Genomic DNA, 24063 nt, shown 5'->3' on the forward strand with positions numbered 1-24063 from the left:
GTGATGATGCGGACATATTATCGAATCCCATCCTGGTTGATTTGGGGTTCAATCAGTCTCACTGGACTGAGCTAATTCAGGATTTCGAACATGTGTTCTGTGTCGCGGCTGGCACTCTAACATCACTCCAGTCATACAAAACACATACTCAGCGCAAGCGTATCACGCCCAGCCATGTTCGCCTTTGATATGCCTTTGACTCACAGATAAAAACGTGGTCCTGTGAAGCAATTACCTCGCTTGCAAATAGCCCCGAACTCAACTTCAACATAAAACGCTCGCGTTGCAGACTAAAACACAACCGCCTTCAAAATCACATCGAAAAACAACTATCCAATTGGTAGTTCACTCATCAACGGGTTGACTTTTCATCATCTTACAATGATGCCTGTCCATGTTATTGCGCCTACGGGTTGCCTTTTCATCTCATACAGCGGTGGCTGTCCATGTTGTTGGTGACTGTCTTGATCAAAGAATTTACGGTCCTAAACAGGGACGAGTTAGACTGCCTGCCACCAAAAATTTTTCCATAGAGCTTTAAGCGTCTATTTGTTGGTGGATGTCCTCTTTAACAGAGAACCAACACACGGCCGATATTGCAAGACAGACTCCACATACTACGAAGAGCATATTTTTGTCTGCAACTTGTTCGATAAATTTACCCACACCTAGGCTCGATACCAATTGAGGTAAAACAACCGACAAGTTGAATAAACCCATATAGAGTCCCATTTTTGCGGCATTTACCTTAACTGACATTATAGCAAAGGGCAGACTGATAGTGGCCGCCCAACCAATACCCAAAAATCCCATCATAATGTAGATGGAAATTGTACTAGTACCAAGCTGCGATAGGACAAGATAAGCAATTGCCATTGTAATTATGCAGTAAGTGTGAAGTTTGACCCTGCCTAGCCTTTTAGCTAAAGGTTCTAAAAGTAGCGCGGGTAGTATTGCCGCGACTAAGTTAAGCACCAAAAAACTACCCGAAATAACTTGCCCTGACTCGGTGTCATTAAGTGACGGGTGGTTTTGATTGATAAATCCAATTATGTAAATAAACATGGATTGCACGCCTAACCACGTAAATGAGTGAGCAGCCAACACTTTCTTAAATCCAGTTTCGCTGGTGCCGTCGGGATTTCGTTGTTCCTTTGCTAATAAAGTCTTAGCAATAAAAGCCAAGGTTATGGCCAAGCAAATTGCTTCTGCGTAGTAGTGGGTGTCCTTGATGTTGAGGATTTGTAATGACATGGCGTAGATGGAGTAGATTAGAAATCCCCACAGCGGTTGGATAACTAGCATGCCTTTCCAAAAGCCTAATTTATTATTGGGTGTGCTTGGGTCTGCGAAGCCCAATGCTTGCGGCTCTTTTACGAAGAAAGGCGGTACGACTGACATGATGAAGACCAATCCGACGCCGATGTAAATCAAGGCAAAGTTGTTCCAGAAGGTTCCAATTACGTAAGCCAAAACACCAAAAGATCCTGATACCGTTTGCATCCAGGTATATCCCTTAGTGCGTTCGTGACCTTTAGGCGTAACATCCGCAATAATCGAGCGGGTGGGGTTGAAACTGACATTGATGGACAGATCCAAAGTCAAGGCCACCAGTACCGCCACACCTAAAATACCATCAACGCCCATCGCCGATGATATGATACCGATATTAGGCAGAGCTAATAAACTTAGGGCTGCGAGCACACCGCCAATAAGAATGAATGGGCGACGTCGACCTCCCCAAAACCAGATATTATCACTGATCGCTCCAATTATGACTTGGCCAAGAATTCCTGCAATTGGGCCCGCCGCCCACACTAGTCCCACATCATGAAGATCTAGCCCGTATTGTGTTGTCAGTAGCCAGCTCAACGCCGCAATTTGCACCGAAAGGGCGAATCCCATGGCACTGGCAGGTAAACTCAACAGTGCAAAAAAGCGGTTAGTAAGATTTTTTTGAAAAGCTAGCATGGGATGCCTCAAAGTTAAAAAGCCACATAATTAATTAACAATATAATAACCTAGTCTGTTAGCAGAACATCATGCATACGTATGTAAAATTGGTTTTTATTCAAACTCTTGGTGTAAAAGGTGGCTTTTACTTCCGTTCTTAAATGGCATCTTTTATAGTCGTAACATTATTGTAAAAGAGGGGGTTTGTTTTGGGTCCTATCATGTTGGACGTGTCATCCTTTGAACTCACAGCAGTTGAAAAAGACGTATTAGATCATCCGTTGGTTGGCGGCGTTATTTTGTTTTCTCGGAATTATCATGATCAGCAGCAGTTGGCTGAGTTGGTTCGCCAGATAAGACATCACAGCCGTAATGAATTGCTGGTCGCAGTAGATCACGAGGGCGGGCGAGTACAACGTTTTCGAGACAGTTTCAGCGCGATACCTGCGATGGGCTCAATTGCCGCTAATCAAGATAGCATCACAGATGAAATGCGTACCGATGCCAACACATTTGGTTGGTTAATGGCCTCTGAGTTACTGGCCTTTGATATTGACATTAGTTTTGCCCCTGTTCTGGATATTTGGGGCATATCAGATGTCATCGGTGATCGTAGTTTCCATCAACAGCCTGATCTGCTGATTGAACTTGCCAGCGCATTTATTTTAGGAATGCGCAGTGCTGGAATGAAGTCAACCGGTAAGCATTTTCCCGGGCATGGCAATGTTAAAGAAGATTCTCACATTGCTATGCCAATAGATAAGCGCAATAAACAAGTGATATTCGAGCAAGACATGCGCGTTTTTTCTGAACTGCATCACAAAGGTCTGCTAGATGCCGTGATGCCTGCCCACGTAATCTATCCTGAAGTAGATAGTATGCCGGCCGGATTCTCTAAGATTTGGGTTGAACAGATCCTACGCCAACAATTGGCGTTTAATGGTGTGGTATTTACTGATGATCTATCTATGCAAGGGGCTGCCCATTTAGGCTCTTTTGTCGAACGCGCCGAAACCGCATTGCAAGCGGGTTGTGATATGGCACTAGTATGTAATCATCCAGATGCCGCCATTGCGGTTTTAGATGGCTTATCTCGAGACTATGTGCCCACTGGAAGGGTAAGATCGATGCGTAAAACGGTCGATTTAGGTTTTGATCAACTTCAACAAAGCGTGCAGTACAAGAATGCAATTCAGCGCTTGGAACAGTTCTATGAAAGCTAATTATTCCATACTATTTCTATCCTTGGCGCTTGCACTAGGTTTGTACTGGGGATTAATGATGATCGCCAATCAACCTCATGGGATATCCGTTACTGCCGCAATTACCTTGTTTGTTGCGGTTTTGTGGATTTCAGAAGCCTTGCCAATTCCAGTAACTTCCTTGATCCCATTTTTCGCTTTTCCAATGGCAGGGGTATTAACCCACGAACAAGCCGCTTCAGCTTTGGGTAGTCATGTTATTTTGCTATTAATGGGCGCGTTTATGCTGTCCAAATCACTTGAAAAGTCGAATGTGCATCGCCGTTTAGCGCTTTACATGCTGCGAATAACCGGCAGTCACAGTGCCAAGCGATTAGTTTTGGGTTTTATGCTTACTGCGGCAGTATTAAGCATGTGGATTTCCAATACGGCAACGACCTTAATGTTGTTACCCATAGTACTAGCAATTATCCCGCTCATTAAAGAACCTAAAATCGTAGTTGCGCTGTTATTGGGCATCGCTTATGCGGCGAGTGTCGGCGGCGTAGGGACGCCCATTGGTACCCCTCCTAACATCATTTTCATGAGCGTTTACACTGAAACTCAAGGAGTGGGCATTAACTTTTTGGAGTGGATGAAAACGGGGATCCCTATCGTTATCATTGCCATACCTTTAATGGCGTTGTGGCTAACCCGCGGGCTGTCTGAAATGGCCCATGTTGAGTTACCTAAAGTGGGACTTTGGCAAGCGGCTGAAAAACGTGTGTTGATTGTGTTTGCAATAGTGGCACTGGCTTGGATATTACGACCTTACTGGACCGATTGGTTTGCGATGCCCTATGTAGGTGATAGTACTATTGCATTACTGGGGGTTGTGTTGATGTTTAGTGTCCCTAGCGGCGTACGTGACGAGCAGGGCAATAGAGAGACGCTACTGGATTGGAAAACCGCCAACGCCATTCCTTGGGGCATGCTGTTGTTATTCGCCGGTGGTATTTGTATCGCCAAAGCCTTTAGCGCTTCGGGTTTAAGCGATGTGATGGGAGGTTGGCTAACGGGGCTCACCGAATTACCGATACCTATCCTCGTATTAGGCATTTGTTTATTTGTCACATTCTTAACTGAAATTACGTCCAACACGGCCACTGCTACTTTGCTCATGCCGATACTTGCCACCGCCGGTATGGCTGCGGGAATTGATCCTGCATTGCTAATGATGCCGGCCGCGATAAGTGCGAGTTGCGCATTTATGTTGCCGGTTGCTACTGCACCTAATGCGATTGTTTATGGTACTGATAAATTCAGTATTAAAACCATGGCACGAGAAGGCTTTGCGTTGAATATTATCGTCGCGTTAGTGGTTACTGGTGTCGTCACTGTAACCCGTTAACAGTTAGCCTGAACTCTGGATAAATAACACTTTGAACTACTTGTGTAATATTTAATTGCTCGACACAGCTAATTCAGAGTTCAGGTTAGTTAAACTTGGCTTTCTTGCACCTGATGATGATGATTAACTGACCGAGCAAGCACAAACAGAAAATCAGACAAACGATTTAAATAGCTTAGGCACAAATCAGGAACGGGATAGTCCTTAATAAGTGCCACCATCCGACGTTCAGCACGCCGTGCTATTGTTCTGCAAATATGTAACAGTGCGGCTACTGGATGGCCACCTGGTAAAATGAAATGCGTTTGCGCAGGCAACGAATCCTGCAGTTTATCAATACACCGCTCAAGATCTTCCAAATCCGCAGGCTGCAATTGTGTTTGAGCTGAAATTGCGAAGCCTATTTGAAACAGATTTTTTTGGACCGACAGCAATAGTGCTTCATGTTGCTGAATAATGGGATCTGATTGCTGAGTCAGCAGCATACCAATTTGTGCGTTGAGTTCATCGAGGGTGCCGTAGCACTCCAAAACATCGGCATCTTTTTGCATACGCACCATTTCTTTGGCAAATATTTGCGTGTGGCCTTTATCGCCAGACTTAGTATAAATTTTCATTATTCAGTACCTGGTGCGTCGGTGTTTTGTTCGGACTCTGGAAAATCATATCGACGGATCTGAATAATCATGCCAAACATGGGGTGATCAAAATAATGTATTTGCTGACTGATCACGCGTCGCAACTGATCAAACGGGAAACTTTGCAGATGAGATGCTTCACGCACACTTGGTTCAATTGAAGTTGATTTTGTCTCAGTTGCATCAAATACCGGCGATCTAAAATCAAACTGACTGTCGATGTGTAAATAAGGCGTACGTTGTATGTATCGCAAAAAGACATTAATACTTCCTTCTAGCTCCCACAATTCATCAAATACACCATTGTACGGCAGGGGGTTTTGTTCTACTTCCGGTAGCAACTGAGTACTGTCTTGCGTTAGCTCTTTAATAGGAACTTGGTTATAAATTGCCATGCGGATCTTATCAATTAAGTCAATTTCTAGCGGAACATTATCGTTCTCTATACCTGTGTCGACGAGGGGCAATTCTTGTTGTTCTGCAAATTGCGCGGCTGATTGGTCATTGCTGATATCGGCGCTATTTGGCATTGCAATGCGTCGACCGTCTTTTGCAAACTGCTTGGCAAAATTTTGTCCGGCAAATACCCGCAAAGGAGTACTGTTTTGTTGTCCAAAAAAGACTTGTTGTCGCCAGCCCATGTGAAGCATTGCGGTAAGGTCTCGTTGGCGACGAATATCCCTAAAAAGTGCCTGCATTTCTAAATTATTTAAATTCAATAATTGTGGATCCCGTGACAACGGAAAATCGCGACTTGCCACCGTTGTCGGAACTTTAGATAGAAACGGACGATATAGTTCGTCATCTGAGTATTTGCATAATAACTGTGGTGGGAGAGTAATCGGACCGGTCGTTAACCCAGGTAGCGCAAGTTCCAGATGTGTCGCCGAGAAGTAACTGCCATCTTCTAGCTGACGCTCGCTGCTGAGAGCGTTTTCAACATCAGTTAATCCTAGTTCAACAGCAGCGGTGTTACTGTCACTGTCTGGGATTGATGAATCCATTTCGGAATCTGCCGCGTCGAGTTGCAGCTCAAGGTTTAAGGGGGCAAATTCAAGTTCAGGTAAAGGGGCGAATTGAAATGTCAGCTCAGGTTTTTTGGCTAAAGGACTAAAACATTGAGGGAGTGCGCTAAACCAAGGGGTCAAGTCAGGATACAAATGCCGACTAAGTATATCAACGAGTGCCCGATCTTGAGCATGGTTAAGCTGCGCAGGAAATTGTTCCGCAACATTCTCAGGAGAAATGTTTCGTTTAAACAGAATGACTTCAATATCAAACCACCATTCTCGCTCTTGCGCGCTAACAGCGGCACTGGATAACGCAATAGTTAAAAGTAATGAGCGCCACATAACTTTTGCAAGATGAACGGCTAAATACGATAGGCCTAGCTTATGGAGAAACATCATGCTGCTTTTACCCTGCGTAAAAATTCTTCCAAAACATTGTCAATAGCCTGTATTCTCTGCTCCGCTGAGTCATTGTTGATCACTATTTTCAATTTCTGTGGACCCTCTAGTTTGAATTGAGTCGGTTTCGTTTGAATAAGATGAATAATATAACCGGGCTCTACCTTGGTACTTTGTGAAAACTCAATGACAGCGCCTTTCAAAGTTGCATCAATCTTGGTAATGCCAATGGCTTTTGCCTGTAATTTCATCTCCGCTATCTTAACCAAATTTTTGGCCGCTTGGGGTAATAATCCAAATCGGTCAATCAACTCTATCTGAAATTCCCTTATGTCATTAGGATTCTTGCACCCGGCTAACTTTTTGTACAAAGATAATCGGGTATTTACATCCGCAATATAATCTTCTGGAAGCAATGCTGGTATTCTTAATTCAATATCCGTCTGCGCTGACAAGGCATCATCTAAAGAAGGCTCGCGTCCTTCTTTAAGTGCTTCAACTGCTTGCTCTAACATATCCATGTATAAGGTAAATCCTACACTGGCTATCTGACCGGATTGATCATCACCAAGCAATTCACCGGCACCTCTAATCTCCAGATCGTGGGTCGCTAATGCAAATCCGGCTCCGAGATCTTCTAAGGCTGAAATGGCATCAAGACGTTTTCTTGCATCCCGCGTCATGCGTTTTGGATGTGGTGTCAGCAAGTACGCATAGGCTTGGTGATGAGAACGTCCCACTCGACCACGCAGTTGGTGCAATTGTGCCAAGCCTAAATGGTCCGCTCTGTCCATGATAATGGTATTGGCCGAAGGAACGTCGATACCCGTCTCTATGATAGTGGTACAAACCAATACATTAAAGCGCTGATGATAAAAATCACTCATCACCTGCTCTAACTCTCGCTCACGCATTTGTCCATGGCCTACGGCAATGCGCGCTTCAGGAACAATTTCGGCGATCTCCGCTGCGGTTTTTTCGATACTATCAACTTCGTTATGCAAGAAATAAACTTGGCCGCCACGCAAGATTTCACGCATGATGGCTTCACGTAATAAATCTTTGCTACGTTGATGTACGAATGTTTTGATCGCCAAACGTTTGGCTGGCGGAGTGGCTATTATGGACAGATCGCGCATGCCGCTTAACGCCATATTCAGCGTGCGGGGAATAGGGGTTGCGGTCAACGTTAAGATATCCACATCCGAACGCAAGGCTTTGAATTTTTCTTTTTGTCTTACGCCAAAGCGGTGCTCTTCATCAATGATCACTAAGCCCAAGTCAGCAAATTTAATGTCATCTTGTAATAGTTTATGAGTACCAACCACTATGTCGACTTTACCGTCCGTTATCCCCGCCATGACCTGTTTTTGATCTTTGCCGGTGACAAATCGAGACATGACTTCAATCCGAAATGGCCAGTCGGCAAAGCGGTCTTTGAAATTCTCATAGTGTTGCTGGGCCAATAGGGTAGTGGGGACCAATATCGCCACCTGTTTACCTTGATTGGCTGCAATAAAAGCTGCACGCATCGCCACTTCAGTTTTTCCAAAACCTACATCACCACAGACCAATCGGTCCATTGCATTTGGGCTACCCATATCTTGAATGACGGCATTGATTGCTTGTAACTGATCGGCCGTTTCTTCAAATGGAAAGCTATCAGAAAAACCTTGATACTCTTGCCAATTAATCGGATAGGCAAAGCCCGGTTTTGCTGCACGGCGGGCATAGACATCCAATAATTGTGCCGCCACGTCACGTACTTTTTCCGCGGCTTTTTTCTTTGCTTTAGTCCAACTGTCTGAGCCTAAATGATGTAGTGGTGCGCTATCTAAATCGCCACCACTGTAGCGCGATATTAAGTGCAAAGACGCGACAGGCACGTAGAGTTTGGCATCTTTGGCATAACAAATGGTTAAGTATTCGGTAGTGACGCCGCCCACATCTAAGGTTTGTAACCCAACAAAGCGTCCAACACCGTGGTCCAAGTGCACAACGGGCTGGCCTTCGGTCAGTTCGGCCAAATTGCGTATTACCGCATGCTCATCAGTGGCTTGCCGTTTTTCGCGCAGTCGACGTTGGCTGACTTTATGTCCGAGTAGCTGTGTCTCAGTAATCACCGCCAGACTGATGGATTCATCAATCAACTCAAAACTGTTTTCGGCCAATCCTATGGTGATACCAACATCGTTTTTGCCGGCTAAAAACTCGTGGATACTAGCGACCGTTTTGGTTTTGATTTGCGCTTTGGCAAGCAGCTCCATTAAACTTTCACGTCGCCCTTGTGACTCGGCAACGAACAGTGTTTTAGTGCCCGACTTGCGCCAATCCTCTAACGCGTTTTTAATGCTGGCCCAAGGAACTTTGTGCTGGTGTTTGATGGCAATGTCATTAATCGCCTCGGTTTTGAAATTGACTTTGCCCGCCTTGTTTTCGACCTCAGCGGCAGATAGATGTAGTCGTGGCCATTGTTTGAAACCGGCAAATAATTCTTCGTGGCGCTGAAATATTTCTTGTGGCAAAAGCAAAGGACGAGCCGGATTATAGCGATACTGCTCATAGCGTTCATTCAGATCTGTCCAATAAAACTCACAGGCAGAGGATAAATCGCCGTGCGTCATGATCAAGGTATCTGTATGCAGATAATCAAATAATGTTGACGTGTGATCGAAGAACAACGGCAAGTAATATTCGATGCCACCGGGCATCAAGCCTTTACCGACCTGATAATAAATCGATTCTTTGCTGTTATTGGCATCAAACTTTTCAAGATACTGTTGACGGAATAGTTTAATAGCGTCCTGATCGGTTGGGAATTCTCGCGCTGGAAGCAATCTGATACCTTCTACGGTTGCTTCTGAACGTTGATTATCGGGGTCAAAAAATCGGATAGTATCGATTTCATCATCAAACATATCGATCCGATAGGGCTGCCGACTACCCATGGGATAGAGATCAATAATACTGCCGCGAATACTATATTCACCATGACTCATCACTTGATTCACATGTTGATAACCGGATTTTTCTAAGCCTAATCGAAACTCATTTATATCCAGTGTTTGTCCGGTGTTGAGTATCAGTAAATGTTTACCCAAAAAATTAGTGGGCGGCATGCGCAACATTAAGGTATTTACCGGTACAATAAAAATACTACGCTGGTTTTGAGTTAGTTCGAATAATGTTTCCATCCGCTGAGAAACAATGTCTTGGTGCGGTGAAAAGTTATCATAGGGGAGTGTTTCCCAGTCAGGCAATACTTTTACTTCTAACTGGTCTTTGCCAGCGCCTCTGAGGAAAAAATCTAATTCTTTTTCTAACTTGAGGGCACTGGGTGTATCGGCAGTGACCAACAAGGTTGATCCTGGATTTGCAATTGCTCCTTGGGCGATGGCCATTGCCATACTGCTACCCTGGAGATTTCCCCAATGCGAAACTTTGCCAGCCTGACTTGGTAATGCAGGCGAAAAAATACTGGTCGTCATTAATTACTTTCGTTGTGTTGTTGTTTTGAACGGGCGCGTAACTGCACCGTTTGTAAATGCAAACTGGCACGAACCAAGAGTTCTTGGTCCTCTTCGCGAATACGAGAAAATAATAGATAAGCATGAAAGCCATCCTCTGCAGGTTCGCATTTTATCACCTCCGCGTAGCAAAACACGCCCGCCGCTTCTTCTGATAAAAACACTTTGAGCTCGACATACTGTCCTTCTTGCATTGGCTCTTGGGTCTCGACGGCTAGCCCGCCACCGCCGAATTCAACTGAACGATACCGGTGTCTTTCTTCATCTTGCTGTTGCAATATAAATGACATCATCAAATCGATCTTTTTGTTTTGATGGTGCAAGTATTCCACCAAGTCTTTAGCATGCTCACCTAAGTTCCTGAGCGGTCGCAGTGCTTGTGCATCGACACTGGACATGTGTGAAGCAATTTGAAACGCATACGGCATGTTACTCACCAAATTAGCGGCATCGGGCAGGCTAAAGTCATTATCCAGTGGCACTACATTCACATTCAGCGCGTGTTTTATAGTGAAAAACTCGTGATATTGAGCCATCTTCTGTTGCAAAGTTGCTGATTCCATAACTCTCCCATTACAGCGTTCGCTGATTAACATTCCGCGGGCAATCTAGCGCGTAGGCGTTTGCTTCTTGTGAAGCTAATTTCAAACACGTATTATGCCAGCTTATACAAAACAATGAACTGCCAATTGCCAGATTATTCATTTCCAACGCCATGACTCGTAGAATCACATTGAAGGTCCGCATTTACCATGTTTTATCCTGTTTCAGCTTATATCGGACTTAGATACGCAAGAGCCAGCAAAAGTAGCCACTTTATTGCGTTTATTAATTTGTTCTCGGTGGTCGGTATTGCTTTGGGGCTGATCGCATTAATTACGGTTGCCTCGGTAATGAATGGTTTTGAAAATCAGCTTAAAACCCGCATGCTGGGGATCACGCCGCATATTGTTGTTGATACACGAGACCAAACGCCACAGGTGGTGCAAGCTCTCTCTGGCATTCATGGCGTCAACGCGGTGTCCACCTTTATTGAAAGTGAGGGCGTTGTCCAGTCTAAAAGGGGAATTCAAGGCGTATTAATACATGGTATCGATCCGCAGTTTATGAGTGAAAACTCAGTGCTGTCAGAACACATGTTATTAGGCCGCTTTACCGATCTTAAAGCCGGTCAGTACAACGTTATTATCGGCCGAGCCTTAGCCAACAGCTTGAACTTACGACCGGGTGACCAAGCGCGAATACTCTCTGCCGGAGCAAGTTCGTTTAGCCCTTTTGGCCGAATGCCAAGTCAACGCCTATTCAACGTCGTCGGTTTATTTGATCTGGGCTCCCAGCTCGATGATAAAGTTATTTACATGCACGTGAATGACAGTGCCAAGTTACTCCGAAAGCCACTAAAAGAAGTAGGCCAAAGCCGATTGTTTTTAAATGATGCATTCGACTATCAACAAGTTGAGCAGTCAATCACCTTACCATCGGTAAATTGGCGAGTCCGTCAAGGCCCCTTATTTGATGCGGTGAAAATGGAAAAAAATATGATGTCCTTGATGCTGTTGCTGATCATCGCCGTCGCCGCGTTTAATATTGTTTCTGCTTTAGTGATGGTGGTTACCGAGAAGCAAGGTGACATTGCCATATTGCGCACTCAAGGTATGCAAAGTCGCGATATCCTCAGTATCTTCCTCATAAACGGGTTGTACAATGGGATCAAAGGGACAGTTATTGGATTGGTATTAGGTATTTTATTGGTGACACAATTGAATTTTCTACTTGCTTTAGTAGGTGCCCCTATTGCGTTAGGCGACGGTCAAGGGTTACCTGTGGATATCCAGTGGCAACAAATTATGTCGTTAGTGATGTTATCCATTGGACTCTGTTTTGCCGCTACACTTTATCCAGCTTATCGCGCATTGAAAGTTCAGCCAGCGGCGGCATTAAAATACGAATAGTAGGGGGTTGGTGGTTTTTTGTGCAATCAGTTCGAGCTGGTTGGTTTTCGCCATACATGTGACACAGGTTTCGCTATACTAGTGTCAGTATTACGCTCGTTTGGGTTGAATTCGGTTATTGCTAATTTAATACTAAGTAAATTAGCGAACGAATAGGTTCGACTCAGTACTGTGTACAATTAATCCTTACACACAAATCGTTTATCATAATAACCTCGAGCTGGGAAATTCAGCTTGTTATTTAAGGCCTATAAATGCAAAAGACATATATAACAGCACAACAACTTCTTGAGGATTCATTTCGTTTGGCCTCTCAAGTGTTTGAAGATGGTTTTCGTCCTCACTTTATTGTTGGTATTTGGCGCGGTGGTGCACCTATTGGTATTGCAGTCCAAGAATATTTTGATTACAAAAAAGTCGAAACAGATCACATCGCTGTGCGCACATCGTCTTATTATGGTATCGATAAGCAATCAAAAGAGATAAAGGTTCACGGCCTGCATTATTTAATCGAAAATGCCAATGCAGATGATGGTTTATTGATTGTAGATGACGTATTCGACTCAGGGCGCAGCGTGGAAGCGTTGATAACCCAGATTAAAAAATTATCTCGTCGCAACATGCCTAGTGATGTGCGAATTGCGTGCCCATACTACAAGCCTACGAACAACAAAACACAGATAGTACCGGATTACTTTGTGCACGAAAGTGACGAATGGTTGGTATTTCCTCATGAAATCTCTGGATTGACGCCAGATGAAATTATCGAAGGAAAATCTGACTTAAAGAATGTACATGATTTGTTATTGTAATCATTGATATGCATCACGCTGGTGAGCCTAGTTCATCAGCGTGATGAGTGCTAAAAGCAATCATACTAATTAATTTGAATTCAGCAGAGGTATCCTATCCGGAGTTCAGGTTACTTATCTTGGATATAGTACTTATCGTAAAACGTGTATACCCAGGTTGGTTTGTAGATGATCAACAGTGTCATCGTCATACCGTTTAGCATTCCCTCGGAAAAGATCAGCAGCGGTATCAGCATCAAATAGGTATCGATGATCACATCGGCTTGATACACACCGTCAATATAATAGTAGCCACCAAGCAATAGCATTTTCAGCGCAATCATGGCCGCACCGGCGAAAAAAGCACATACAAAAACGTACACAAAAAAGTGTCGAGGCAGTTTGTGGAATGAAAAGTTGTAAATCAAATAACTCACAGCAATCGGTGTGGTGACCCCTAAAAGTCCATGTACGCCAAACATAGCCCAGCTGTCATAGCCTGAAATAGTCGCGACAATCAAAGTTATGAAGCCACTTAGCAATGCCCATCGAAGACCCAACAACAACGTCATGGCAGTCAACCATAGAAAGTGCACATCCAGACCGGGAGTGACTCCAACTCGAAATATCCACAATCCAAAGACGCTGATAGAGGCACCCAACACCAAATGTTGGGTCTTTTTGCTATGAGCAAAATCAAGGAATGAAATCTTGCGAATGACAATAACAATGCTCAGCAAATAAAGCAGCCAAGCAATGCCTTGAAGTAAACTTATATCCATCATTTAAAGGGTATAACTCGCCCAGATCGGCGCATGATCAGAAGGCTTTTCAATACCTCTTAATTCATAGTCTATCCCCGCATCTGTCAGTTTCTCGTGCAGCTTTTGAGTGGCTAATATCAGATCAATTCGTAACCCTCGATTATCATCAAAGCCTCGAGAGCGATAATCAAACCAGCTATATTGCTCTCCAATTTCGGGGTGCAATGTTCTAAAGCCGTCGTACAACCCCCAATCAAACAGGCCGTTGAGCCATTCACGCTCCTCGGGAAGAAAGCTACATTTACCAGAGCGTAACCAGCGTTTTTTATTGTCTTCGCCGATACCAATATCTAAATCTGTATGCGAAATATTGACATCGCCCATGACGATCACGTTCTCATCAGGCGTGTGGTTTTCATCCATGTACGACATCAGATCACGGTAGAATCTGCGTTTTGCAGGGTATTTAGTTTCATGAGATTGGTTCTCACCTTGTGGGAAATAGCCGTTCAGTACTCGTACTTTCTCACCGTTAGGTAATGGGTAGTCGACCATGATCATGCGACGCTGGGCATCCTCTTCATCCGTAGGAAAGCCATATTGAACGTGGGTTGGCTCTTGCTTGCATAACATGGCCACACCGTAATGGCCTTTTTGTCCATGAAAATAGACGTGATATCCTAACTTGGTGACATCTTCTACAGGAAACTGATCGTTATGCACTTTAATTTCTTGTAAACCGATAACATCTGGCTGATGTTTTTCGATAAGGGCTTGGAGCTGGTGCAAACGAGCACGAATACCATTGATATTAAATGAAATAAACTTCATGGGGTCTCTTGATTAAGCATTTTTCAGCAGTTTACCAAACAATGTCAGCGGACTAAACTCGTTTACTTTGTTAAGTCTGTTAAATTTCAAGACGCTAATCAACAACTGTATTTGGCGATAGCAACAGAAATACTCGTCACGTGTATGCATTAAACATGGTCATCGCTAAAAGTTAAACATCGTCATGTTTACTAATTAAACATTATCAGGGCTGCGCACTGATATTATCTTACGTTGCTTACTGTCACCCCCACGTGTTGCGCACTGTCATCGCCACATGTTGCCCGCTGTCATCCCCACATGTTGCCCTCTGTCATCCCCACATGTTGCCCGCTGTCATCCCTACATGTTGCCCGCTGTCATCTCCACATGTTGCCCGCTGTCATCCCCACATGTTGCGCACTGTCATCCCCACATGTTGCCCGCTGTCATCCCCACATGTTGTTAGTGGGGACCTCCTTAACACCACAACACGTTTTAACAGATTCACGATTAAAGCGCTCGGGTATGACAATTATATTTAACACATTATTTTTATGCTAAATGATTTACAACACTGATTGGATGCACCCCCCTTGACTAAATACCAGCGAATTACATTCCCATGATTTTGCAAACAACGACATTCACATGATGCTATTGTCGAGCAATGACCAAACGCGCTAACATGCTTACTTTAGTCTTCTCCATCTAACGTTGTTCAATTTCAAGGAAGCGCTGTGCTGCATGTGATTCAGTCAAATAAAATGGAAGTCTTGCAGGGGCAGTTGATCCATAAGCTAGTGCACAGTAGCGTTGGTCAAGACGCATTCGAACAGGTACTCACACCAGATACTATAATAGTGCAGAGTCCGGGGATGGCGCAGTGGTTAAAAATTGATATTGCCAATATTTTAGGTATCGCTGCCAATTTAGAATTTCCGCTACCTTCAAGTTATATCTGGCAATTGTATCAGCAGTATTTCGATGATCTTCCCGACACCTCAGCATTTACCAAATCAAATATGGCGTGGAAATTAATGAGTCTGTTGGAGGCCTTTCTCGACACCGCTGAGTTTTCTGAAATTCGAGCCTATCTTGATGACGATGACGGGATAAAGCGTTACCAACTTTGCCAAAAAATTGCGGACGTGTTTGATCAATATCAAGTCTATCGACCTGATTGGATAAACGAATGGGAGACGGGCAATTCGACTATTGATGACGTGCCCTTAACAAGCCATCAATGGCAGCCTATACTTTGGCGTGCATTGGTCGAAAAAACCGCCCATTTAGGCGAATCAGCTTATCATCGTGCCAACTTACACCAACAGTTATTGAGCCGCATCACATCCAATCCTGTTGCGACAAACGGCAAACCGCTTTATATCTTTGGCATTTCCACTTTACCGCAACAACAACTTGACGTTTTTGAAGCGTTGGCACAACACCGAGAAGTATATTTATTTTGGTGTAATCCAAGTCATCATTATTGGGGCGATATCGTTGATCAGCAGCAATTTAGTCGTTTGAAACTAAAGCAGCGACCAGAAACAGCGCAGGAGGTGGGTTATTTTGATATCGGCAATCCACTGCTTGCAAGTTGGGGTAAACCAGGTCGCGATTACTTAGATATGATTGTGTCCTGTAATGCGCAAATTCACGATGAATTCCAACAATCGTCACCACAGTCAGCGCCGGAAACCCTGTTGCAGTGGTTACAGCACGAAATTTTTGAACTCACTATGCGTGGCACGCATGAGCGTCTTGATGCACAAGAATTGCTGAGCAATGGTATTCAGTATCCTAAACTGCCCATCGCCACTCACGATCGCTCGTTGCAATTTCATAAATGTCACTCCAAAGTCAGAGAGCTTGAGGTACTGCATGATCATTTACTGCATGCCTTTTCACTCAATCCTGATTTAAAGCCGGCCGATATTGTGGTGATGATGCCTGATGTGGCAGCTTATGCTCCTTATATTGAAGGGGTGTTTGGTAGCGCGCAACGTAAGCATTTCATTCCCTACGGCATATCTGATCGCAATGCCATGCAAGAGTCGGCAATCGTTGAGAGCTTTTTGCAGTTGATGGACATTCATCAAAGCCGCCTCAGTCTATCCGAGTTGTTAAGCTTACTCGAAATACCGGCAATCCAACGGCGTTTTGATATTAATGATAGTGACTATCAGAATATTCGTTTTTGGTTAGCCCAAAGTGGCTATCGATGGGGCTGGGATGGGCAAGATAAAACGCGCTGGCAGTTGCCGGATGAAATGCAAAACACCTTACTGTTTGGTTTGCAACGATTGCTGGCAGGGTATGCCATGCCCTCTGATCAATATTTTACGACAAACAGCGAATTTCGCGATGCCGCTGTTATCGCTCCATTTCATGATATTGAAGGCCAAGAAGCGGCAGCACTGGGTAAGCTTTATCAGTTTGCAATGTGTATTCACGATGTTTTAATGTTTTGTGCCAGTGACGATACGCTTGCCAACAAAGCCAGCCAAGGTCTGGATTTCATCGAGATGTTTTATGACGTAGACGACAATGAACAGGTCTATCTTAATCAGCTTCGTCAAGCACTAGAAAGCATAACCCATCACCAGCGCCAGTACCCGGATCCTATCAATCACGATATCTTTGTCGCGGAATTGCAGCAAAACCTGCAAGACAAAGGCGTCGGTCAGCGTTTCATGGCAGGGGCTGTGAATTTTTGTACGCTAATGCCAATGCGCAGTATTCCATTCCAGCATGTCTGCTTATTGGGAATGAATGATGATGCTTATCCTCGACAGACAGTACCAATTGGCTTTGACCTGATGCGTAAAGCACAATACCGGCGCGGTGATCGTTCGCGTCGGCAAGACGACAGATACCTTTTTTTAGAAGCCTTGCTATCGGCCAGAACGCAACTCTATATTAGTTATATTGGTTTGAATGTAAGGGATAATTCAGCTCGCAATCCGTCGATCTTAATCAGTGAGTTACTTGAATATTGCGCTCAAGTATTTTGCTTTGAGGGGGAGCATTCAGCCAATCCTCAGCGAACTCAAGAAAACTTACTTGATGCACTGCAAACCGAACATGGATTGCAACCCTTTGATCCCAAATACTATTTAGCATCACATCCGATCACCAGCAGTTTTAATTTGCAATGGCGCAATGTGCTTGATGCTCAACGTGCAGCGCCTGAAACTGAAGTGTTTTTGCAAGAGGCGTTACCTGATTCAGCGGATTCAAGGACACACACCTTGGCGTTGACAGAATTATTAGCTTTCTATGACAATCCGATTAAATTCTTCCTTAAGCATCGATTTGGCGCCACTCTCGATGTTTACGCCGATGAAATTCAAGACGATGAACCCTTTGCAATATCACCATTAGATCGTTACTTACTTACCGAACAAGCGTTGCATACTCAAGGTATGCAGGATGACAACTCATTAAGAACGCAACTATCAATGCATTGGCGAGCCGCAGGGAAGTTGGCGACCGGAAGAGTAGGAGATGACCAATTCGAACAGGAAATGAGCAATACGGAGTCTTTCCGTGAGCAGGTTCAACAATACATTACTGATGTGCCCCAGCAGGGTGTGGAAATTAATTTAAGTTTAGCCAACGTCACTCTTGAGGGCTGGCTAAATAATGGTTTTGGTGATCAATTTGTACTCTATCGCCCCGGAAAGTTGAAAACCAAAAACTGTTTAGCGTTATGGATAAAGTGGCTGACCATTTGTGCACAGCACCCTGGTCGATTTAGTCAAGCCCGATTCATTGCAACCGATAAGACCTTTGTATTGAATATTGTTGAGCAACAGGATGCGATTGGGCTTTTAGAATCATTATTTCAACAATTTGAAAAAGGGCAGAATAGTCCACTGATGTTGTTCCCTGAAACCGCAGTCTGCTGGCTTAAATCAGAAGATAAAGTTAAAACGCTGCGCATCTTTTACGGTGATAATTTTGCCAAAGGCGAAGGTCAAGATGAGAATATTCAAAGGGTGTGCGCGCAATTGGAACGGCACTTTGATGGGTTTTTAAAGGCGACCGAGCTGATTGTGGCTCCCATGCTTAATTATGGAAAAAAAGTATGAAAAGCTTAGACACCTATGACTTTCCGCTCGCGGGTGCTTCGCTGATTGAAGCCAGTGCAGGGACCGGTAAAACCTACACCATTGTAAATCTATACTTGCGAATTTTGTTAGCCCACAACACCCCTGTAAATTCTGCACAGGGGCTTGGACTGGGAGTGGACAATATTCTGGTGGTGACGTTTACCAACGCCGCCACAGCAGAGCTTAAAGAGCGGATAAGAAGCCGTATCGCATCGGCTTACTTTGATTTTTATCAAGGTGCCAGCGAAGACCCATTTATTCAACAACTTATTGATGATACTGAAGATGTTCAGCGGGCCTGCGACATATTGTCTTTGGCAGCGAAACAAATGGACGAAGCGGCGATTTTTACCATCCACAGTTTTTGTCAAAAAATGCTCGCCGAGCATGCGTTTGAAAGTGGTAGTGTGTTTGGCGAAAGTTTGCAGCTGGACCAATCCCAGTGGATCAAGCAAGCAACTCAAGATTATTGGCGTCGAACAGTGGTGACACTTGACCCTCATTTGCTTGGCGAGATCACACAGATCTGGAAAACACCTACAGATTTAGAAAAAAGCTTACATGGTCTGCTGAATCGAGACGTTGTGCCTTTGCAGCGAATTTCGTTGGCGCAGGCGAGTGCGCAATTAGTTGAGTTACATCAACTCACTGTGCAAATGAAACAGTGGTGGCAACAACAACACGTATCGACACAACTACAAAACGCCAAGTTAAAAGCCAGCACTAAATTGGGTAAACCGGTTATTTACCAGCAGATGGAACACTTTGTTCACAGTGATTCGCTGGTTTGTCCGTTTAAAGAGGGGTGGCAAGACTGGTTGCCTGAAAAAATCGCTAGCGCGCGAAAAAAGGGTAGTGCTGACCTTAGTCATTTAGATTTTAGCGTGTTTGAATCCCTTGAGTCACAGCGTCTTGTTTGCCGAAGTGCAATCCATTGTGCATTACTCAATGACGCTTTGCAGCAAGTTAGAATCAACTTGGAATTATATAAAACGCGTACTAGTCAATTGTCACCGGATGATTTGCTAAGCCGCTTGCAAAGCGCTATTCAATCAGAGCAAGGAGCGCGTTTAAGCAACATTATTCGTCAGCAATTTCCCGCTGCGATGATTGATGAGTTTCAAGACACGGACAAAGTCCAGTTTGATATCTTTAGTGCTATTTATCCCATTGATAAAGTCAATGTCACTGATTATTGCTTAGTATTGATCGGCGATCCCAAACAAGCCATATATGGATTTCGCGGAGCGGATATTTTCACCTACATATATGCAAAAAGACTGATTGCGCAAAGTCGTCACTTTACCTTAGCGAAAAACTGGCGAACCCAGCAAAATTTAGTCAACAGCGTTAACCAAATATTTAGCCAAAGTGAACGGGGATTTCACTTTGAACGGGATATTCCATTCTATCCTGTAGAAGCCGCTAAACCGGTCACCCAATTGACCATAGCCGGTCAAGATTGTGCCAGTTTATGTTTTCATCTTATCGCTACCGAACAAGAGGTGGTGCAGGCAAAAGAGGCACAACAGATCTTAGCTAAACAGGCAACGCAGGTGATTGTTGATATATTGCAATCCGGTGAAATAAGCCATTTGCAACGCCAAGATGAGCCCAAAAGCATTGAAGCTGGCGATATCTGTGTTTTGGTCAGAACCCGAAACGAAGCGCAAATTATCAAGCAAATGCTATCTGAGTCTAATGTCGACAGTGTTTTTCTTGTCCGCCACAGTGTTTTTGCCAGCGTCTCGGCAATTGACACCTATCGCCTGTTGGTTGCTTTAGCAAACCCTAAGAACGAAAGTTCGGTCCGAGCTGCACTATTAGGAACCACATTTTGTTTGAATGCTAACGCGCTTGATTCGTTGTTCAATGACGAGTTGGCTTGGCAGCAATTGATGGAGCGTTTCGTAGAATGGCATTATCAATGGCAAAAACACGGTTTGATGATGGTGCTCAATCAAGTGATGCAACATTTTGACGTGTACAGCCAGTTGCTAAAGCTACACCAAGATGGGTTGCGTCGACTCACCGATCTGCGTCATGTAATCGAGCTTCTGCAACATCAAAGTGACACCACGCCAGGACAAAGTCAGTTGGTTTACTGGATGTGGCAGCAAATTAGTGAGCCTGATCACAACAGTGAATCGCAACAGTTACGCTTGGAAACGGACTCGGGCTTAGTGCAAATTATTACAATGCATGCATCCAAGGGGCTGGAATTTCCGTTTGTGTTTATTCCATTTGGCTGCGCGTATCGCAAAACAGATTCTGCCATTTTTCACGGTGATAACGAACGTTTACAGGTGGATTTTACTGGTTCGGAAGCGTATCAACAGCAAGCTGATAATGAGCGTCTTGCCGAAGATATTCGCTTACTCTATGTTGCATTGACGCGCGCCGTACATTACTGCTTTGTGGGGGTCTGGAATCCTTCATTGGGGACCAGTAAAAGTGAGTCAGGATTAGCCTTGACAGCAATGGGAAGTTTATTGTTAAACCGCGGTGAAATGCCCACGAAAACACTATTACAGCAGCGGCTTGAAGCGCTAACGGAACTAGCCGATATTGCGGTGGTTGAAGTTGATGCTCAATTACAACCTAGTTCACTGATGCAATCGGAGGCTTCGGTAACTGAAGAGTACCAACATCAGTCATTAGCGTCGGATATTGATCGTCAATGGCGGATCACCAGTTATTCTGCCATTGCGCGTAACCAAATGGATCTGGAACATGACAAGTCTGGCTTCGACGAGACCCTGATCACGCCGGAACATTTATCTCTCACGCTTTCTGAGGATGTCGATACGGTCAACGAAATCGCAATGGACCGCTTTACGTTTCCACGCGGCGCTCAGCCGGGTTCTTTCCTACATGGGGTGTTGGAAAACATTGATTTTAGTCAAACACATACATTGGCTGATGCGATTGAACAACAGGGGAAATGGTTCGGTATTGACGATGTTTGGTATCCAATAGTGCAAGACTGGTTAATGGATGTCATCGCCACTCCAATTACTTTACCTGATGGACATAGTGATGCGTGTTTTACCATTAGTTCACTTGAAAAGAACCAAATCAGTGTGGAAATGGAATTCCACTTGCCGCTCAATAGAGTTAACGTCGAGCGTTTCAATCACTTGATCAATCAAGTGTTTAAAACAACCCACAGACACTACGATTTTGAGCAGCTACACGGCATGTTAAAAGGGTTTATTGATTTGACGTTTTGTGTCGGTAAGCAGTTTTTTGTGGCGGATTACAAATCGAATTATCTTGGCGATTCATCAAGCGACTATAGCCACGAAAATATGAGCTTAGCGATGCGTGATCATGATTACCATCTGCAATCATTACTTTATGTATTGGCTTTACATCGTTATCTCAAGGTTCGGTTACATAACTACGATTATGATACCCATGTTGGGGGGGCATATTATTGGTTTCTAAGGGGGATGTCCGCACAGCACCAAGATCATGGGATCGTGCTATTTAAGCCAGAAAAACAACATATTGAGCAGTTAGACCGACTATTTAGTGGACAACCAATAATCGAATCGAAAACCAATCAACAACCTACAGAGCAATTAGGATTATGGTAGTGCAGGGCCGTTCAACGTTCGCTTCAACTTACGCAGAGCCTATTCGGCGTTTGGCTTTGACCGACTTGGATATCGCGTTTGCCAGCTTTATATTTGACAATGAAAAACAGGATGCTGGGTCGTTGGCGTTATTAGCAGCTTGGGTTAGTCATCGACTTAATCAACAAGACACTTGCGTTGCTATTGATGATATTGCTCCTCATCGACTTGCGATCATGGGCTTTGAAAGTCAAGACGACGTAAGACAAAAAATCGCGCAGTCACGCTGTTTTTCAGCACCTTTGGAACAATTAGCTACCCCCATTATTGTCGATTTAAACCGATTGTATTTGCATAAGTATTATCAATACGAGTGGCAGTTAGCGCAATTAATCAAACACAAAGTGGCTTTCAAAACACAACTTGATATGACTTTATACAAGGACATATTGTTGACATTGTTTGCCCCGCCTAAAACACCGCAAACCGATGAAATAGATTGGCAATGTGTGGCGGTTTGTATCGCTGCTTTGCGTCGATTTACTTTAATAACCGGTGGTCCTGGAACGGGCAAGACAACAACAGTGGCTAAATTATTAGCCCTGCTGAACACGGTAGCAAAGCGGCAAAATCATAAACTCACGATTAAGCTGGTTGCCCCTACTGGGAAAGCCGCTGCGCGCCTGACCGAGTCAATTGATAAAGCCAAAGAGCGTTTGCCAAATGCCTACCAACAAGGCTTAGAAATGCAATGTAGTACCATTCACCGATTATTAGGAAGTTTGCCCAATCGGGTTGATTTTAAACACAATGCCAGCAACCCGTTACATTTGGATGTGCTGATTGTGGATGAAGCCTCGATGGTTGATTTACCCTTGATGTATCGTTTGTTCAGCGCGCTTCCAAGTCACGCCAAAGTGGTGCTCTTAGGGGATCATAATCAATTGTCGTCGGTAGAGACCGGCAGTGTGTTATCGGATATATGTCAAGCTGCGCAGGCGGATGCCAGTCAAATTGCGTACCATCACGACACGGCCGATGCGGTTGAACAAATGAGTGGTATTCAACTTCCTAAGGTGTCAGCAGAGGCGTCAGCAGAATTAAGCGAGTGCTACGTAAAATTACGCAAGAGTCATCGATTTTCGGCTGACAGTGATATCGGCCAATTGGCTAATGAGATTATTGCCGGTCAGGCAATCCAAGCAGCACGACTGCTGCAAAGCGAGCAAAACCAGAAGATACAGTGGCGTCAAAATAGCGCTCCGCAAAACCTAGTGGATGAATATGTGTCTCACGCCCAGTCGTATTTTGATGCTATTGCGCAAAATGACTTAACGGTTGCATTTAACCTGTTATCCAATCGACAAATTTTGTGTGCTTTTAAAACTGGGAGCTGGGGCACACAGTCGATCAATCGCTTGATTGAAAATGTGCTCATACGCAGTGGGACCATTAGCCCTGATAAAACGTTCTACGCAGGACGGCCAATCATGTTGGCTAAAAATGATCATAGTTTAGGCCTGTTCAATGGGGATATCGGTATCGTACTGCCAGATCCAGCAAACCCCGTATTGACCAAAGCGTGGTTTAAAGTGGCCAGCGTTGAAACGGACCAGACTAAAGAAAAAACCGAGGTTAGCCCAAATAGCGGGTTTAAAGGTGTGTTAGTGAGTCGCTTACCCGAGCATGAAACCGTATATGCCATGACAATCCATAAAAGCCAAGGCTCGGAGTTTCATCATATTGATTTGTGTTTACCGCAGCAAACCACCAGTCAGTCGGGCAAACTATTGAGTCGGGAATTACTCTACACAGGGCTTACGCGCGCCAGAGAGAGCTTTCATTTGTATGCCGCTTCAGCTGTGTTGGATCGTTGCTTAAAAACCCTTTGTAAGAGGGGCAGCGGCTTGCACCGACGTTTATAA

At 44.3% G+C, this 24063-nt stretch carries 14 protein-coding genes and 1 pseudogene; 8 read left to right on the plus strand and 7 right to left on the minus strand.

The window, feature by feature from the left end:
• A pseudogene (locus tag ABD036_RS11205) lies at positions 1 to 188 on the plus strand (hypothetical protein); the annotation flags it as partial.
• 349 nt (positions 189 to 537) lie between these two features.
• Here the strand turns inward: ABD036_RS11205 and ABD036_RS11210 are convergent.
• Positions 538 to 1971: an MFS transporter gene (locus ABD036_RS11210; protein ID WP_343859921.1), complete on the minus strand. Its 1434-nt coding sequence runs from the start codon at positions 1969 to 1971 to the stop codon at positions 538 to 540.
• Between the two features lie 203 nt (positions 1972 to 2174).
• Here ABD036_RS11210 and nagZ point away from each other — a divergent pair, with 203 nt between their 5' ends.
• Both nagZ and ABD036_RS11220 read left to right on the plus strand, forming a co-directional pair.
• Positions 2175 to 3176 (plus strand): beta-N-acetylhexosaminidase, encoded by a 1002-nt coding sequence (nagZ, locus tag ABD036_RS11215; RefSeq protein WP_343859923.1) that lies wholly within the window; start codon positions 2175 to 2177, stop codon positions 3174 to 3176.
• Positions 3166 to 4545, plus strand: a complete 1380-nt coding sequence (locus ABD036_RS11220; protein ID WP_343859925.1) for an SLC13 family permease — start codon at positions 3166 to 3168, stop codon at positions 4543 to 4545. The genes nagZ and ABD036_RS11220 overlap by 11 nt, the downstream gene beginning before the upstream one ends.
• Positions 4546 to 4634: 89 nt before the next feature.
• On the opposite strand, the gene ABD036_RS11225 is transcribed toward ABD036_RS11220, so the two are convergent.
• The 4 genes from ABD036_RS11225 to ABD036_RS11240 are packed head-to-tail and all read right to left on the minus strand — an operon-like array spanning position 4635 to position 10682.
• Positions 4635 to 5162: a cob(I)yrinic acid a,c-diamide adenosyltransferase gene (locus tag ABD036_RS11225; RefSeq protein ID WP_343859927.1), complete on the minus strand. Its 528-nt coding sequence runs from the start codon at positions 5160 to 5162 to the stop codon at positions 4635 to 4637.
• A complete protein-coding gene (locus ABD036_RS11230) occupies positions 5162 to 6592 on the minus strand; it encodes a CsiV family protein (RefSeq protein WP_343859929.1) in 1431 nt (476 codons plus the stop codon). Before ABD036_RS11230 ends, ABD036_RS11225 begins: the two co-directional genes overlap by 1 nt.
• Positions 6589 to 10080, minus strand: a complete 3492-nt coding sequence (gene mfd, locus ABD036_RS11235) for a transcription-repair coupling factor (protein ID WP_343859931.1) — start codon at positions 10078 to 10080, stop codon at positions 6589 to 6591. Before mfd ends, ABD036_RS11230 begins: the two co-directional genes overlap by 4 nt.
• Positions 10080 to 10682, minus strand: coding sequence for a PilZ domain-containing protein (locus ABD036_RS11240; RefSeq protein ID WP_343859933.1), 603 nt, complete (start codon positions 10680 to 10682; stop codon positions 10080 to 10082). Before ABD036_RS11240 ends, mfd begins: the two co-directional genes overlap by 1 nt.
• A gap of 189 nt (positions 10683 to 10871) precedes the next feature.
• Here ABD036_RS11240 and ABD036_RS11245 point away from each other — a divergent pair, with 189 nt between their 5' ends.
• On the plus strand, positions 10872 to 12071 hold the full coding sequence (locus ABD036_RS11245) for a lipoprotein-releasing ABC transporter permease subunit (RefSeq protein ID WP_343859935.1): 1200 nt from the start codon (positions 10872 to 10874) through the stop codon (positions 12069 to 12071).
• A 254-nt stretch (positions 12072 to 12325) separates the two neighbouring features.
• A complete protein-coding gene (locus tag ABD036_RS11250) occupies positions 12326 to 12883 on the plus strand; it encodes a phosphoribosyltransferase (protein WP_343859937.1) in 558 nt (185 codons plus the stop codon).
• Positions 12884 to 12993: 110 nt separating this feature from the next.
• Here the strand turns inward: ABD036_RS11250 and ABD036_RS11255 are convergent, their stop codons facing one another.
• The gene (locus ABD036_RS11255) at positions 12994 to 13647 is read right to left on the minus strand and encodes an energy-coupling factor ABC transporter permease (RefSeq protein WP_343859939.1); all 654 of its coding nucleotides are present in this window, start codon (positions 13645 to 13647) and stop codon (positions 12994 to 12996) included.
• Positions 13648 to 14457: an exodeoxyribonuclease III gene (gene xthA / locus ABD036_RS11260; RefSeq protein WP_343859940.1), complete on the minus strand. Its 810-nt coding sequence runs from the start codon at positions 14455 to 14457 to the stop codon at positions 13648 to 13650.
• Positions 14458 to 15176: 719 nt separating this feature from the next.
• On the opposite strand from xthA, the gene recC reads away from it, so the two are divergent.
• Genes recC through recD form a run of 3 tightly spaced genes read left to right on the plus strand, consistent with a single transcriptional unit; the run spans position 15177 to position 24063 of the window.
• A complete protein-coding gene (recC, locus tag ABD036_RS11265; protein ID WP_343859941.1) occupies positions 15177 to 18536 on the plus strand; it encodes an exodeoxyribonuclease V subunit gamma in 3360 nt (1119 codons plus the stop codon).
• A complete protein-coding gene (recB, locus tag ABD036_RS11270) occupies positions 18533 to 22159 on the plus strand; it encodes an exodeoxyribonuclease V subunit beta (RefSeq protein ID WP_343859943.1) in 3627 nt (1208 codons plus the stop codon). The genes recC and recB overlap by 4 nt, the downstream gene beginning before the upstream one ends.
• On the plus strand, positions 22159 to 24063 hold the full coding sequence (recD, locus tag ABD036_RS11275; RefSeq protein WP_343859945.1) for an exodeoxyribonuclease V subunit alpha: 1905 nt from the start codon (positions 22159 to 22161) through the stop codon (positions 24061 to 24063). The genes recB and recD overlap by 1 nt, the downstream gene beginning before the upstream one ends.

Source organism: Aliiglaciecola litoralis (assembly GCF_039523355.1).
Lineage (GTDB): Bacteria > Pseudomonadota > Gammaproteobacteria > Enterobacterales > Alteromonadaceae > Aliiglaciecola > Aliiglaciecola litoralis.

Excerpts from the sequence above, each read along its gene's own strand:
- ABD036_RS11210 (WP_343859921.1), bottom strand. The coding sequence starts at position 1,971 with ATGCTAGCTTTTCAAAAAAATCTTACTAACCGCTTTTTTGCACTGTTG.
- nagZ (WP_343859923.1), top strand. The coding sequence starts at position 2,175 with ATGTTGGACGTGTCATCCTTTGAACTCACAGCAGTTGAAAAAGACGTA.
- ABD036_RS11220 (WP_343859925.1), top strand. The coding sequence starts at position 3,166 with ATGAAAGCTAATTATTCCATACTATTTCTATCCTTGGCGCTTGCACTA.
- ABD036_RS11225 (WP_343859927.1), bottom strand. The coding sequence starts at position 5,162 with ATGAAAATTTATACTAAGTCTGGCGATAAAGGCCACACGCAAATATTT.
- ABD036_RS11230 (WP_343859929.1), bottom strand. The coding sequence starts at position 6,592 with ATGATGTTTCTCCATAAGCTAGGCCTATCGTATTTAGCCGTTCATCTT.
- mfd (WP_343859931.1), bottom strand. The coding sequence starts at position 10,080 with ATGACGACCAGTATTTTTTCGCCTGCATTACCAAGTCAGGCTGGCAAA.
- ABD036_RS11240 (WP_343859933.1), bottom strand. The coding sequence starts at position 10,682 with ATGGAATCAGCAACTTTGCAACAGAAGATGGCTCAATATCACGAGTTT.
- ABD036_RS11245 (WP_343859935.1), top strand. The coding sequence starts at position 10,872 with ATGTTTTATCCTGTTTCAGCTTATATCGGACTTAGATACGCAAGAGCC.
- ABD036_RS11250 (WP_343859937.1), top strand. The coding sequence starts at position 12,326 with ATGCAAAAGACATATATAACAGCACAACAACTTCTTGAGGATTCATTT.
- ABD036_RS11255 (WP_343859939.1), bottom strand. The coding sequence starts at position 13,647 with ATGATGGATATAAGTTTACTTCAAGGCATTGCTTGGCTGCTTTATTTG.
- xthA (WP_343859940.1), bottom strand. The coding sequence starts at position 14,457 with ATGAAGTTTATTTCATTTAATATCAATGGTATTCGTGCTCGTTTGCAC.
- recB (WP_343859943.1), top strand. The coding sequence starts at position 18,533 with ATGAAAAGCTTAGACACCTATGACTTTCCGCTCGCGGGTGCTTCGCTG.